Origin of the sequence: Pseudomonas sp. K8 (assembly GCF_014889455.1) — a bacterium.
GTDB lineage: Bacteria > Pseudomonadota > Gammaproteobacteria > Pseudomonadales > Pseudomonadaceae > Aquipseudomonas > Aquipseudomonas veronii.
In genome coordinates this window covers 1-12,178 of sequence record NZ_VJWO01000010.1, presented here as the reverse complement: position 1 = coordinate 12,178, position 12,178 = coordinate 1, and the positions used below count along the sequence as shown (strand labels likewise).

11 protein-coding genes and 1 rRNA gene are annotated in these 12,178 nt (G+C 61.5%); 5 read left to right on the top strand and 7 right to left on the bottom strand.

The annotated features are described in order from the left end of the window. Positions 1 to 141 precede the first annotated feature (141 nt). Positions 142 to 666 carry an SET domain-containing protein-lysine N-methyltransferase gene (locus tag INT12_RS09745; protein WP_193040226.1) on the top strand — a complete coding sequence of 175 codons (525 nt, stop codon included), beginning with the start codon at positions 142 to 144 and terminating at the stop codon, positions 664 to 666. On the opposite strand, the gene can is transcribed toward INT12_RS09745, so the two are convergent. Further along, positions 663 to 1,307 (bottom strand): carbonate dehydratase, encoded by a 645-nt coding sequence (can, locus tag INT12_RS09740; protein WP_193040227.1) that lies wholly within the window; start codon positions 1,305 to 1,307, stop codon positions 663 to 665. The genes INT12_RS09745 and can overlap by 4 nt on opposite strands. Positions 1,308 to 1,458: 151 nt before the next feature. On the opposite strand from can, the gene INT12_RS09735 reads away from it, so the two are divergent. Next, entirely contained in the window at positions 1,459 to 1,833 is a 375-nt protein-coding gene (locus INT12_RS09735; protein ID WP_193040228.1) for a serine kinase/phosphatase, read from the top strand. Positions 1,834 to 1,951: 118 nt separating this feature from the next. Here INT12_RS09735 and rimI read toward each other — a convergent pair whose 3' ends face one another. Both rimI and INT12_RS09725 read right to left on the bottom strand, forming a co-directional pair. Further along, positions 1,952 to 2,404 carry a ribosomal protein S18-alanine N-acetyltransferase gene (gene rimI, locus INT12_RS09730; protein WP_079442761.1) on the bottom strand — a complete coding sequence of 151 codons (453 nt, stop codon included), beginning with the start codon at positions 2,402 to 2,404 and terminating at the stop codon, positions 1,952 to 1,954. Beyond that, positions 2,397 to 3,140 carry an energy transducer TonB gene (locus tag INT12_RS09725; protein ID WP_104904014.1) on the bottom strand — a complete coding sequence of 248 codons (744 nt, stop codon included), beginning with the start codon at positions 3,138 to 3,140 and terminating at the stop codon, positions 2,397 to 2,399. Before INT12_RS09725 ends, rimI begins: the two co-directional genes overlap by 8 nt. Before the next feature lie 187 nt (positions 3,141 to 3,327). Here INT12_RS09725 and mksB point away from each other — a divergent pair, with 187 nt between their 5' ends. From mksB to mksF, 3 genes are read left to right on the top strand one after another with little or no spacing between them, the layout of a single operon-like run. After that, on the top strand, positions 3,328 to 4,605 hold the full coding sequence (gene mksB, locus INT12_RS09720) for an Mks condensin complex protein MksB (RefSeq protein WP_017844511.1): 1,278 nt from the start codon (positions 3,328 to 3,330) through the stop codon (positions 4,603 to 4,605). Then, on the top strand, positions 4,595 to 5,302 hold the full coding sequence (mksE, locus tag INT12_RS09715; RefSeq protein WP_017844512.1) for an Mks condensin complex protein MksE: 708 nt from the start codon (positions 4,595 to 4,597) through the stop codon (positions 5,300 to 5,302). Before mksB ends, mksE begins: the two co-directional genes overlap by 11 nt. Next, positions 5,299 to 8,139: an Mks condensin complex protein MksF gene (mksF, locus tag INT12_RS09710; RefSeq protein WP_017844513.1), complete on the top strand. Its 2,841-nt coding sequence runs from the start codon at positions 5,299 to 5,301 to the stop codon at positions 8,137 to 8,139. The genes mksE and mksF overlap by 4 nt, the downstream gene beginning before the upstream one ends. A 186-nt stretch (positions 8,140 to 8,325) precedes the next feature. On the opposite strand, the gene INT12_RS09705 is transcribed toward mksF, so the two are convergent. The 4 genes from INT12_RS09705 to rrf form a co-directional block, all read right to left on the bottom strand. Next, positions 8,326 to 10,629, bottom strand: a complete 2,304-nt coding sequence (locus INT12_RS09705; RefSeq protein ID WP_017844514.1) for a PqiB family protein — start codon at positions 10,627 to 10,629, stop codon at positions 8,326 to 8,328. Then, positions 10,622 to 11,245 carry a paraquat-inducible protein A gene (locus INT12_RS09700; protein ID WP_046384829.1) on the bottom strand — a complete coding sequence of 208 codons (624 nt, stop codon included), beginning with the start codon at positions 11,243 to 11,245 and terminating at the stop codon, positions 10,622 to 10,624. Before INT12_RS09700 ends, INT12_RS09705 begins: the two co-directional genes overlap by 8 nt. Beyond that, positions 11,232 to 11,891, bottom strand: a complete 660-nt coding sequence (locus tag INT12_RS09695) for a paraquat-inducible protein A (protein ID WP_017844516.1) — start codon at positions 11,889 to 11,891, stop codon at positions 11,232 to 11,234. The genes INT12_RS09700 and INT12_RS09695 overlap by 14 nt, the downstream gene beginning before the upstream one ends. A 169-nt stretch (positions 11,892 to 12,060) precedes the next feature. Then, positions 12,061 to 12,176, bottom strand: a 5S ribosomal RNA gene (gene rrf / locus INT12_RS09690). Positions 12,177 to 12,178 lie beyond the last annotated feature (2 nt).

Here is a 12,178-nt window from a genome sequence, read left to right as displayed (position 1 = left end):
CAAAAAAACGCCGATTTCTACTGTCAAAGTTGACAGTAGAAATCGGCGTTATGTTCAGCGAGTCTTGATCCGGGCCCTTCCGCTGCAAGACTGGCAGTCAGACATCACCCGCAAGTCGATGCAGCCCAACCCAGGAGAGTTATGAAAACTCGCGCCATGGATAAGGCTGTAAACCCTGTGAATGACTGCCTTTACCCGTTCAAGACACTGTTCGTCGGGCAGGGCTACCCTTCGTCCAAACACTTCCAGGTCAGCCACGCCAGGGACGGCACCGGGGCCAGGGTCAAGGCGCGCATCGCCTTTGAGAGTCGCATACGCATTGCCAAGGTCTCCGGCTACGCGGTGAACGAGCGACGCCCGCACACCTTGCAACTGTCGCCGCGCATCCACTTGTACGACTGTTGGTTCTGCGGCCTGCTGCGCCACTCCTGCAACCCGAATGTATTTTTGGACACCACCTACCTGGAGCTCTGGACCGTGCAGCCCATCGCGGCCGGCGCCCTGTTGACCCTGGATTACGCCAGCACCGAGGACGCGCTGTTCCGGCAGTTCGCGTGCCAATGCGGCGAGCTGAACTGCCGGGGCTGGATCACCGGCAGCCAGGAGCCGCTGAACGCCGAAGGGCAGACGTTCATGACCCTGTGGCGCGAGCGCAAGCGCCCTTAGGCTTCACCCAGCGGGCGCAAGCGATACTGCGGCGGCAACTGCTCAAAACCAGTGATGGTGGTGTTCAAGCTCTTCCAGCGGCCATCCTTGATGCCGTAGATGCAACCGTGGATCGACAGGCTCTGCCCCCGGTGCCAGGCGTTTTGCACGATGCTGGTATGACCGACGTTGGCCACCTGCTGAACCACGTTCAATTCGCAGAGGCGGTCGACGCGCTCTTCCTCAGACGGCAACTTGGCCAGCAAATCGCGGTTTTCGTAGTAGAGGTCGCGAATGGTGCGCAGCCAGCCGTCGATCAGGCCGAACTGACGGTCCTGCATCGACGCCCGCACACCGCCGCAGCCATAGTGGCCGGTGACCAGGATATGTTTGACCTTGAGCACATCGACGGCGTACTGAATCACCGACAGGCAGTTAAGGTCGGTGTGCAGCACCACGTTGGCCACATTACGGTGTACGAACAGATCACCCGGCAGCATGCCGACGATTTCGTTGGCCGGTACGCGGGCGTCGGAACAGCCGATCCACAGGTATTCCGGTGCTTGCTGGCGGGCCAGTTTGGCGAAGAATTCGGGATCTTCCTGTTTGATCGCATCCGCCCAGCGTTCGTTGTTATCAAGCAGCTCTTGTAGTTCGTTCATCAGGGAAAGCCTCAGGAATGATGCGCAGCTTTGACAGACGACCGCCCGTCCGGGTCACGCCCGGAATAAAGATAGACGGCAGGCGATGACTTGAATCTTGGCGCGCCAGGCCTGTCCACACACTATAAGCCCCACAGTATGAGGATTGGCCATGACTGAATCACGACGTCCATACGGCGCTACACAGCCGGAACCGATTGATGACAATGAGGATCGCATGGGCTCGGTGCGCGAGCTGGACTTTGACGATCAAGAGCCGACGGCGCAAATCGGCGATGAACTGCCGCTTGTCGAGCGCAAACACCGGATGCGCGACAAACGGGTGGGCGAGGCCGAGACGACCGATGACGAGATGAGCCCGGAGAACCTGATCCGCGAGGACGGCGCACGGGATGCGCGGGAAGAAGGCGAAGGCGAACAGGCCGATTGGGACCTGAGCATCGTCGACGAGGATGAAATTGGCGGCGGCAATGGCTTGGATGAAGCCGAACTGGCCGAGCGCGAGCCTGTCAACGGCAACCGCTGACACACCGTAGATCCAAATGTGGGAGGGGGCTTGCCCCCGATAGCACACTGTCAACAATACATGTGTTGACTGACACACTGCCATCGGGGGCAAGCCCCCTCCCACATGGGTTGCGTGTTCAGTCGACGAGGGTGCAGGCCATCACGACCGCATCTTCGCGACCGCCGACGGCTGGGTAGTAATCGCGCCGACGGCCGATTTCATTGAAGCCATAGCGTTCATACAGCCGGAACGCGCCGGCATTGCTGTCACGCACTTCGAGGAAACATTCCCGTGCGCTGGCGGCATAGGCGCGGGACATCAGGTGCTCGAGCAGCGCCAGGCCGAGACCGCGGCCCTGGTTTTCCGGTTTGACGGTGATGTTCAGCAAATGCGCTTCATCGATGATGATCTGCACCACCCCGTGGCCCACTTGCTGCTCACCTTCGAACATCAGCCAGATCTGGTACTTGCCCAGCCCGTCGAGAAAGATCCCGCGGGTCCAGGGGTGGCTGTATGCCGCGTATTCGATTTTCAGCACGGCGTCGAGGTCGGCCTCGGTCATCGGGCGGAAGGATAAAGCCTCACTCATCGATTGTTTTCCAGCGCGCCATCAGCCGGCGCATGGCTTGCCAGACATCAGCCTTACGCTGTGGCTCTTCCATTAATAATTCCAGGCCCGGCAGGGCCCATACCGAGCCCAGGCCTTCGACCTGCAGCTCGCGGTACCAGACTTCGGCATCGGCTTCGCCTGCAAACCGCACGGCGGGCAGGCCGATCAGCCACAGGCACACGCAGGGTTCGTCTTCCAAGCGTGCCGACACAAAACCTTGCACAAAATCCCGCGCGGCGTCCGGGCCCTGGTCCATGGTGCCGCGCACCAGCAACGGCCAGCGCACCGGGTCGCCGACGATTTGCGGGCTGTCGGGCAGGCCGGCAGCGCGCAGCATGTCCTTGAGCAGCATGTAGGCCGGGTCGCGGGTCTGGAAGCGCTCGCCGGTAGGCAGCTCGACCAGCAACAGGCAACGCCCGGCCCGCAGCAATTGCAGGGCAAACCGCGGCGGTGGGACAACAGGCGCCTTGACCACCGGGGCCGCCTCTTCAGCCACCGCCGGCTTGGCCATCGGCGACGGGCGTGGCACCTCGACCTTGGCGCGTTCGACCACCGGCCGCGTCGGCGGCTCAGGCTTGACCACCGCCACGGGCGCAGCCGCCTCCTCGCCCGACATTTCCAATCCGTCATCGGGCTCGAGCGCCTGCAGCAGCTCGGGCCGCGACGGGGCGGCAAACGGCAGTTCGGTGCGGGGCAGCCAGTTGACCACCTGCATGGCGGTCAAGTAAGCGCGACGTCGGGACTCGATAAGCACAGCTCGGCCACTTGTGGATAAGTAAAGAGCGGGGATTCTACCGCTGTTCGGTAACAATCGCCCACTGCGCACTGACCGGCTGTGGATAAATCCCGCGCCTGATGCAGTACAATCGCGACTTTTAATCGCCAACCAGCCGGCCATTCCCATGATCGAACCCAAGCGCGTCCTGCGCGCCCTCGCCGAACACTGGGCCTTACTTGAGCCACTGTGCGAACACTTCGACCAAGGCACCCTGAGCCTCGGCGAGCTGCGCGCACAACTGGCCGCCCAACAACTGGACAGCACGCCCCAGGACATCACCAGCCTGCTGGACGTGTGGATTCGCCTGGATATCCTGGTGCCTGTCGCCAAGAGCCCGAACCGTTTCGAGCTCAATGCGCAGATCCACGACTTCCTCGCCTATCTTCGCAAGGAGCACCGGCTTGGCCTGTGCCTGGAAATCGAAGCCTACCTGCGCCACCTCGAGCGCCTGGCCGGTTATATCCAGGACGCCTTCGACATCCGTGACGGCCACGACCTGGCCCGGCAACTGCGCCTGCTCGACATGCGCGTGCGCGACGTGCTGAAAAAACTCGCCAACGACGAACAAGCCCTCGCCGCCGTGGCCGACCGCGCCAAGACCAGCGACCGGCAGATCCCGTTGCGTCAGCGCTACGCCGAAGTGCTGGCGACCTGGGACGAATACGTCGAACCGATGATCCAACTGGTGAACGCCGACGGCGCCTTCGAACAAGGCGTGCGCAAGGTCGAAAACGTGCTGCTGCGCCTGCTCACCGAGCAGCAGCGCCTCGGCCATCTGGTCGACGACGACATGCTGTTGCGCACCCACGCGCGCATCCTCGAAATGCAGACCAGCGCCCAGTTGACCCTGCGTCACGCCCGCGAGCTGCTGCTGCCGCTGCGTGAAGAAGCGCGTCGGCACAACGCCGTGACCCGTGGTGCCGCGCTGGCGCTGTCGGCCATTCGCCGTAAAGGCCTGGACGCGGTGCCGCAGGCCGCGATGCCGATGTTCACCCGGCCGCAAAGCACCTTCCTCGGCAGTGCGAGTCAGGTCGAGGCCTACGTGTACGCCCTGGCGAACTTCGAGCCGAAACCGGCGCGCTTCCCCAAGGCGCACAAGTCCCATAAAGGCGAAGCCCAGCGCGCACCGCGCACGGTCAAGGAAATGCTCGAACGCTGCGAAGACGCGCTGCCGATGCCGGACCTGATGACCTGGCTGCTGGAACAGGAACCGGACGGCGCCACCGACGAATTGCTCTACTGGTTCTCGCGCCTGTCCCGCGAAAAACGCTTCAAGCGCGAGCGCCTGGAACGCCGCGATTACCACACACACGAGCATCAGGTCAGCCTGCGCTCATTCGCCCTGCTCCCGGCCACGCCCGACGCCGCCGAGAATTCTGCGAGCACCCCTTATGCATCTTGATCTATCCGAACTGTCCCAGCTGGCGCCGATCTTTCGCGAGCTGTTCAAGGGTTACCACGTCAGCCGCCGCGACCCGGAGCTGTACGCACAACTGTCGAATTTCCAGGACCAGTACCGCACGCTGTTCAAGGCCCTGGGCTTTGAACTGGTGTGCGATACCCGTGGTTTCTATTACTTCGTGCCGGATTCGGCCATCGCCAGCGCGCAGGTGAACAAGACCGCGCAGCGCCTGGCGCTGTTCACCTTTATCATCGTCGAGCACCTGGCCGACCAGGGCCGCGACCCGATTGCCGTGCTCGACGGCGGCAGCCTCGGCCGCGATGAACTGCCGTCGCTGCTGGAAAAATACCGCGACCTGTTTATCCAGGCCGAAGTGCAAACCCAGGAAGAGCTCGAAGAGAAAATCATGCGCCGCATGACCCAACTGGGTTTTGCCAGCGAAGAAAACGGCATCTATCGCTTCCTGCCGCCGATGCATCGCTTCCTCGATGTGTGCCTGTCGGTGCAACAGGACCGCGACCTCGCGGCCAGCATCCACAGCGTGCTGCCATTGCCGACACCGGTGATCATCGACGAAGACAGCGATGAAAAACTGCTGAAGACCGATGACCCGCTGGACTTGAGCGACTTTGCCGACGAAAGCGAAGAAGACGCCCTGGCCCGCGCCATTGCCGAAGAACAGGAGACCGACGCATGAGCAAGGAACGCTACGGCATCCGCCGCTTCGCCCTATTGAATACCGCCGGCTACAGCCTCGGATTGTTCCCGCTCGAAGAGCCGCTGTCGGTGTACGGCGCGAACAACCTGGGTAAATCCGCATCGATCAACGCCTTGCAGTTCCCGATCCTGGCGCGCATGTCGGACATGAGTTTCGGCAAGTACACCCTGGAACAATCGCGGCGCTTCTACTTCGCCACCGACACCAGCTACATCCTCGTGGAAGTCTCCCTGCCCCACGGCCCGCATGTGATCGGCGTGGTCGGGCGCGGCCCGGGCGGTGGTTTCGGTCACCAGTTCTTTGCCTACGCCGGCAAGCTCGACCTGGCCCACTACCAGAAAAACGACACCTGCCTGCGCCAGAAAGAGCTGTTCACCAACCTGGAGCGCGAGGGCCTGAAAGCCTACGAACTCAAGCCCGATGAACTACGTCGTTTGCTGGTCGGCGGCCACACGTCGATCCCGCTGGACCTGACGCTGATCCCGCTGCGTTCCACCAGCGAACAGAGCCTGAAGACCTTCCGCGCGCTGTTTATCAACCTGCTGCACATGCGCGAAATCACCGCAGCCAAGCTCAAGCAATTGTTCCTCGATGCGTTTGAGCACAGCCTGCGCTCCGGCAGTGTCGATTACATCGCCGCGTGTGAAGAAGCCTTCCGCGACGTGCGACGCATGGAGCAGGACTACAACTCCCTGGTCGCCGCCGGCCCGCTGGTCGAGGCCCTGGCCAATGGCGTGAAACAACGCGACATCCTGCGCGGTAAATTGCATCGCCTGTCGCCGCTGTTGGACTCGCTGCTGGGCACCTGGTCGGACTACGCCAGTGCGCGCAAGGAAGAGCTGACCATCCAGGCCGAGCACTACCGCAACGAGCAGGACGCGCTGCAGCACGACCAACGTGGCGGCACCCAGGAGCTGATGCGCCTGGAGCGCGAAATCAGCGGTATCCAGCGTTGGCTGGGCGAGCTGTCGGTGCTCAAGCATCGCTTTGCGCTGGTCGATGATGTCAGGGTGCTGGAACAGCAACTGCTGGCAGCCAAGGATGCCCACGATGAACTCGCCGGCGCCCTGGCGCAGTCACGGCAGTTCAGCGCCGAGGACTTGGACGAGCGCCTGCGCGAGCTGGAAAAACGCCTGAAGTCGGTCAAGCAACAGCTCGATCACGCAGACAACAACAGCTACGCCAAGCTGCGCGAAGAATTCTCACAGCAGGATGTCGAGCGTCTGATGCGTCTGTTCAACAGTTCGCTGTTCAGCCTGCCGCTGGGTGAGCATGGCATCACGCTGGATGAGGACGGCCAGTGGGTCAAATCCCTGGAACTGATCCTCGATGGTTTCAAGGGCGAGCGCTTTGAAGTGCCGGGGCTGTCGATCGACATCTCCCACATCGAGCCGCCCGCCTTGCAGGCCTTGGCGGATCGTGCGGCGTTGCGCGACCAGAAAGAGCGTCTGGAAAAAGAACTCAAGCAACTCAAGACGCAGCAGGCGGTGGCCTCTGACCGCGCCGCGAGCAAAACCCAGACCGAAGCGCTGTACCAGCAAGTGCTGGACGCGCAAAAGGCCCTGGAAGATTTCCGCCGTGCGCAGACCTTGAGCGCCGAAGAAGGCGAGAAGCTGGAACAGCTGGCGCAGATGGAAGCCGCCCAGGATGAATTGAAGCGCTCCAGCGATGCGTTCACCGAACGAGTCCAGCAACTGTCGGCCAAGCTGCAACTGGTCGGTCGCCAGATCGGCGATATGGAAGCCAAGCAACGCACCCTGGATGACGCTTTGCGCCGTCGCCAGTTGCTGCCGGCGGACTTGCCGTTCGGCACGCCGTTCATGGACCCGGTCGACGATTCCATGGACAACCTGCTGCCGCTGCTCAATGACTATCAGGACAGCTGGCAAGGCTTGCTGCGCGCTGATGGCCAGATCGAAGCGCTGTACGCCCAGGTTCGCCTCAAGGGCGTGGCCAAGTTCGACAGCGAGGATGACGTGGAGCGGCGCCTGCAACTGCTGATCAACGCCTATGCTCACCGTACCGACGAAGCCCTGACCCTGGGCAAGGCACGGCGCGCGGCGGTCACCGATATCGCACGGACCTTGCGCAATATCCGCAGCGACTACGACAGCCTGGAACACCAACTGGCCTTGTTCAACCGCGAGATCAACAAGCGCCAGGTGTCGAACCTGCAGAGTTTCCGCATCGTGCTGGCACCGAACAAGGAAGCGCTCAAGCATATCGACCAGATCATCCACAGCGCCGGTCAGTACGAAGAAGGCGAAACCCTGTCGGTGTTCGACTTGAGCCAGAGCGCCGAGCAGGACAACAAGAACGAAGAGGCCAAGGAATACCTGGCGCGCCTGGTGGCGGCCAACCACAACCAGTTGGGCCTCAAGGACTTGTTCGAACTGGCGTTCGAGATCACCAAGGTGCATGGCCAGCCGGTGATTCACACCGACATCGATGGCGCGGCGTCCAACGGCACCACCATGACCATCAAGGCGCTGACCAACATGTATTTGTTGCTGCACCTGATGGACCGCGACCAGGCCGGGCGCGTGCGCTTGCCGTACTACCTCGACGAAGCGGCCGACATCGATGAGAAGAACCAGGCGGCGCTGTTGGAAACCAGCCTGCAACTGGGCTTCGTGCCGATCCTGGCGAGCGTGAAGCCGCAGGTGTCGGCCCAGGTGGCGATCGACCTGGAAGGCGGCAGCGGGCCGAACGGGATCTACATCGATGAGGCGGACTGGAAGTACATCCGGCGCCATGATGCGGTGAAGGCAACGGTGACTGTGCAGGCGGATGAGCCGGAGTTGGATGAGGTCTGACGTTCGGCGGTGAAATGCCAAAAGGCCGCGATCTTATGGATCGCGGCCTTTTTTGTGGGCTGGGGTTTGGCGGTGTTTTTGAGGGCCTCATCGCGGGCAAGCCCCCTCCCACAAGTGACCGCGTTTATCCTGTAGGAATGCGCTCATCTGTGGGAGGGGGCTTGCCCGCGATAGCCGCGCCTCGGTCTACTTGCCCAGCGGAATCTTAGGCGCCCAGGTCAGCCACTCATCCTCAAACTTGTCGAACAGCGGGAAGGTTTGCTGCGGCCGCGCGGCGCTGCCCATGCGTTCGCCATCGGGCGTGGCGAAGGCGATGCCGCCGGCAACCAGGGTTTCCAGGGATTCGGTGCGTACCGTCGCGCCTTTGAACAGGCCGAAGTCGAGACCGAAGCCGCTGCTGTTCCAGAAGCGGCTGCCGCTGCGCACCAACGCCGCGTACTTGGGCTCGATCAGGATGTGGATCAGCACGCGGTCGGCGGTCTGGCCCAATTCGTAGCCGGTGACTTTGCCCACGGTGACTTCGCGGTAAGTGACGGGCACGCCTTCTTTGAGCGAACCACGGCGTGCGGCACTCAGTACCAGGCTCAGGCCAGCCTCCTGATGGACGGCTTCGGGTGGCTGGTCCAACGCGACGAAGCTCTTCTGTGGCCCGGCGTTTTTCAGCGCGGGCAGCACTTCGATGTATTGGCCGGTGACCAGGGTTTCCAGGTTCGAGGTTTTCATCAGGCCCAGTTCCGGCTTGACCACCCAGAACTGGCTGCCGACGCGTGCGATGCGATCCGTCACCTGGGTGATGCGCGCACCGAGCAGCACCGATTGCAGATCGGCGCTGAGGTCGACGCTCTCGATCTTACCGACGTCCAGGCCTTTGAAACGCACCGGGGTGCCGGGGCGCAGGCCGTCGGCGCGGTCGACTTTGATAGTCACCAGGGTGCCACTCTGATTGGCCGTTTCACGATCGGCGAACAGGCGGAAACGTGGGATACGTTTTTTCAGCGGCACGTTCGGTTCCGGCGTTTCAAAGGCGATACCGCCGGACATCAGGCTGGCCAGGGATTCGCTTTTCACCTGGATACCGCCGGTGAGGCCGCCGGTCAGGGTCACGCCGCTGGCGTTCCAGAAACGCGTCGAACCATTGACCAGGTTGGCGTACTCCTTCTCGATATGGACGCCGATCACCAGTTGCTTGTTTTTGCGCGAGAACTGGTAGCTCTGCACCGAGCCGACCTTGACCTGCTTGTAGAGGATCGGGCTGCCGACATCCAGTGAGCCGAGGCTGTCGGTGAACAGCACCATGTGCAGGCCAGGGGAACGCAGGTCCAAGGGCGGCGCCTTGGCCCGAGCCACGTATTCCCGTTGAGGTGGAGTGCCTTTGTCACCGGGACGAATCGCGATGTAGTTACCTTTGACCAACGCCTCGAGCCCAGTGATACCGGCCAGGGAAATCGACGGCTTGACCACCCAGAACTGGGTGTCCTGTACCAGGTAGTCTTCGGCCAATGGGTCGAGGGTCAGTTCGGCGTTGGCGCTGGACAGGTCCGGGTCGATCTTCAGGGTTTTCAGGCTGCCGACCTGGATGCCTTTGTACATCACTGGGGTGCGCCCGGCCTGCAGGCCTTCGAAGTCGGTGAGTTTGACCTTGACCTTGATGCCGGCGGCGGCGGCGTCGAAGTCTTCATACAGGCGAAAGGGCAGGCTCGGGTCGGTTGGCGGGCTGTCCTTGCGATTCTCCGGGGTGGCGAAGGCGATACCGCCGGCGACGATGCTGGAGAGCGATTCGCTGCGCACCTTCACGCCGGAGAGGTTGGCGTCGATGCTGATGCCGCTGGCGTTCCAGAAACGCGTGTGTTTGCGCACCAGGCTGGCGTAGGTCGGTTCGATGTAGACCTTGATCTCGACGGTGCTCTGGTCCTCGGACAACAGGTAGCTTTTGACCTGGCCGACCTGGATCTGCTTGTAGAACACCGGGCTGCCGCGGTTGAGCGAGCCAAGGCGGTCGGCCTTGATGGTCAGGTGCAGGCCTGGCTTGGCGTCGGACAAGGGCGGTTCTTCGGACAGCGCCTTGAATTTGCGCGTGGGCTCACCGTCGCCGGGGCTGGCGGCGATGTAATTCCCCGACACGAGGGTCTCCAGGCCGGTGATGCCGGCGAGGCTGACGCTGGGTTTGACCAGCCAGAAGCGCGTGTTGGTCTTGAGGTATTGCTCGACGTCCTTGTTCATCTCGATGGTGGCAATCACCCCGCGATTGTTGCCTTCGTCGTCCAGGGCCAGGGTCTTGACCTTGCCCACGGGCATGCCTTTGTAGACGACTTCGGTCTTGTTGACCTGGATGCCTTCGCCGCTTTCGAAGCGTACCTGGATCTCGATGCCTTGCTGAGAATAGGCACGCCAGCCCAACCAACCGCCGATGATCAGAGCGATCAGGGGCAGTACCCAAATAGCCGACCAGTTGGAGGCCGGGCGGGTTTTAGCTTTAGGCAAATCACTCATGGTCGTCGTCCGACTCCGTGTTATCCCAAATCAGTCGGGGATCAAAAGTTACTGCGGCAAGCATCGTCAGGATCACCACACTGGCGAACGCCGCCGCGCCGAGGTTGGCCTCGACACTGGCAAGCCGTCCAAAGTTTACAACCGCCACCAGGATGGCGATCACGAAGATATCCAGCATGGACCAGCGGCCGATGAATTCGATAAAGCGGTACATGATAATCCGTTGTTGCGCGGACAGCGGTTGGTGACGCTGCACCGAGAACAGTAGCAGACCAATACCTACGAGCTTGAACGTCGGCACCAGGATGCTGGCGATGAACACCACGGCGGCGATGGGGAACATGCCGTGCTGCACCAGTTGGATCACGCCGGACATGATGGTACTGGGATCGCCCTGGCCGAGGGAATTGACGGTCATAATCGGTAACAGGTTGGCCGGGATATAGAGAATCGCAGCGGTGATCAGCAAGGCCCAGGTGCGCGTCAGGCTGTTGGGGCGACGGGCATGGACCAGCGCACCGCAACGGGTGCAAGTTTGCTCATCGGTGTCCGGTTCTTGCTTGTTCAATTCGTGGCATTCGGTACAAATCAGAATGCCTGCATCAATCGCCCGCATGATCATCCTCTCCTGACAGTGCTTGCCAGATCTGGTGGGGCGACATCACCACCTCAAGCAGAACCTGAACCATTAATAGGCTGACGAAGCAGACCAGACCCAGGCCAATCGTGATGGAGGCCATGTCGGCGAGCTTTACGATCGCCACCAGGACGCCCATCAGGTACACCTCCAACATCCCCCAATCTCTCAGGTGATGGTAAATGCGGTAGAGCAACAGCCCGTAACTGCGACCGATGTTCCAGCGGATGCTGAGCAACACCGCCAATTGGCAGAGCAACTTGAGCAGGGGAATACCCATGCTGCACAGGAACACGACGGCGGCGACGCCGCGCATGCCGGTGTCGAACAGGCCGACGACGCCTGTCCACACGGTGTCCTCCGAGGACTGCCCGAGTAGATTGAGCTGCATGATGGGCAAAAAGTTCGCGGGGATGTACAGCAATAGCGCCGCCAAGACTAAGGCGAGGCTTCGTTCGACGACATTGTGGCGATGCGCGTATAGCTCGTAACCGCAGCGCGGGCACTGGGCTTTTTCGCCGAGGGCGAGCACAGGTTTGCGCATCAATAAATCGCACTCATGGCATGCCACCAGGTCGTCCAGGGGTAAATCCGACACCTTGGGGGCATCAACCGGATCGGGCATAGATAGGGCTCGGACGCTAAAAAAAGGTTAGGTACCTATTCTAGTGGTCTGGTTCAGAAATAACTGCGCAATTTTGTCGAGTACCGAGGGGGGCGAGCCACTTGACCCTTTCCGACCGCCCAAAACAAAACCCCTGTCTGCGCAAGCAAACAGGGGTTCTGGAATTTAATCTTGACGATGACCTACTCTCACATGGGGAAACCCCACACTACCATCGGCGATGCATCGTTTCACTGCTGAGTTCGGGATGGGATCAGGTGGTTCCAATGCTCTATGGTCGTCAAGAA